This window comes from Escherichia sp. WS1450 (assembly GCF_046487395.1).
GTDB lineage: Bacteria > Pseudomonadota > Gammaproteobacteria > Enterobacterales > Enterobacteriaceae > Escherichia > Escherichia coli.
Genome location: NZ_JBJQJO010000105.1, coordinates 1 through 1,742, shown reverse-complemented (window position 1 = coordinate 1,742; position 1,742 = coordinate 1). Strand labels below are relative to the sequence as shown.

Sequence of the window (1,742 nt, the reverse complement as noted above, 5' to 3'; positions counted from 1 at the left end):
TATTATGGTGATCCCCTGGGCGAAATGCGCCTGGTAAGCAGAGTTTTTGAAATGTAAGGCCTTTGAATAAGACAAAAGGCTGCCTCATCGCTAACTTTGCAACAGTGCCCAAGGAAGTGTATGAAAAATGTCTGGTATAATAAAGATATCATCTTGAAAATCGAGTGTTGCTCTGTGGATAACTTGCAGGGTTTAATAAGTATCTTTACTCAAAAGTTGCAATCAATAATTTATTGAAAAAGATTGAAAGGTGGTGGTAAATAATGTTACAATGTGGGAGTATCAGTTTAAATTCTTCGTGAAATAGTGTTCTTTTAAGCTAATAAAAAATGCACGTGGAATTTAGGTCAAAGAAAAGTAAAGAAAAATTTATTTATGGAGGTAAAAAAGGATGAGTCAAGTTGTTGATTTTTTAAATGAAGCAAAAACTTTTTATTTTGCAACCGTTGAAGGAGACCAGCCAAGGGTCAGACCGTTTAATGCAGCCATGGAGAGGAATGGCAAGGTCTATCTTGGTACAACCAATCAGAAAAAAGTTTATCAGCAGTTATTGGCAAATTCAAAGGTGGAAGTCTCAGGTATGGCAAAAGGAAAATGGATTCGGCTCACCGGCGAAGCCGTAATTGATGATACCGTGGAAGCAAGGGAAGCAATGCTTGAAGCAAATCCGTTTTTGAGAGATTGGTATAGCGCTGATGATGGGAAATTCACCGTATTTTATTTGAAAAACATGCAGGCAGTTTTATATTCCTTTACAGGAGATCCGGAGATATTAGATAATTAATCAAAACATGCAGCCCAAGTGTAGAATGAACTGACCCCCATAAGTTAGACCAAAAATCTAACTTATGGGAGGTCATTTTTTATGGCAAAATACAGTTATGAATTTAAGTTACAAGTTGTTCAAGCATATTTAGATTTTTATTTTGTCCGTTTTGTCTAGCTTACCGAAAGCCAGACTCAGCAAGAATAAAATTTTTATTGTCTTTCGGTTTTCTAGTGTAACGGACAAAACCACTCAAAATAAAAAAGATACAAGAGAGGTCTCTCGTATCTTTTATTCAGCAATCGCGCCCGATTGCTGAACAGATTAATAATAGATTTTAGCTTTTTATTTGTTGAAAAAAGCTAATCAAATTGTTGTCGGGATCAATTACTGCAAAGTCTCGTTCATCCCACCACTGATCTTTTAATGATGTATTGGGGTGCAAAATGCCCAAAGGCTTAATATGTTGATATAATTCATCAATTCCCTCTACTTCAATGCGGCAACTAGCAGTACCAGCAATAAACGACTCCGCACCTGTACAAACCGGTGAATCATTACTACGAGAGCGCCAGCCTTCATCACTTGCCTCCCATAGATGAATCCGAACCTCATTACACATTAGAACTGCGAATCCATCTTCATGGTGAACCAAAGTGAAACCTAGTTTATCGCAATAAAAACCTATACTCTTTTTAATATCCCCGACTGGCAATGCCGGGATAGACTATTATTCTCCCCGGAGCCACTACGCTGACCCGGTTGATTTCAGAGGTAAGGGAAAAGGCGACGTTGCGCCTGTGGAACAAACTGGCACTGATACCGTCAGCCGAACAGCGTTCACAGCTGGAGATGCTGCTGGGGCGGCACTGTTGCAAAGTTAGCGATGAGGCAGCCTTTTGTCTTATTCAAAGGCCTTACATTTCAAAAACTCTGCTTACCAGGCGCATTTCGCCCAGGGGATCACCATAATAAA

2 protein-coding genes are annotated in these 1,742 nt (G+C 39.3%); one reads left to right on the top strand and one right to left on the bottom strand.

Features of this window, described 5'->3' with window-relative positions; all coding sequences use genetic code 11:
* Window positions 1–391 precede the first annotated feature (391 nt).
* Window positions 392–784, top strand: coding sequence for a pyridoxamine 5'-phosphate oxidase family protein (locus ACJHYR_RS27655; RefSeq protein ID WP_057109146.1), 393 nt, complete (start codon window positions 392–394; stop codon window positions 782–784).
* A 319-nt stretch (window positions 785–1,103) separates the two neighbouring features.
* Here ACJHYR_RS27655 and bleO read toward each other — a convergent pair whose 3' ends face one another.
* On the bottom strand, window positions 1,104–1,490 hold the full coding sequence (bleO, locus tag ACJHYR_RS27650; RefSeq protein ID WP_063102497.1) for a bleomycin binding protein: 387 nt from the start codon (window positions 1,488–1,490) through the stop codon (window positions 1,104–1,106).
* Window positions 1,491–1,742 lie beyond the last annotated feature (252 nt).

Coding starts and splice junctions, on each gene's coding strand:
- ACJHYR_RS27655 (WP_057109146.1), top strand. CDS start 392: ATGAGTCAAGTTGTTGATTTTTTAAATGAAGCAAAAACTTTTTATTTT.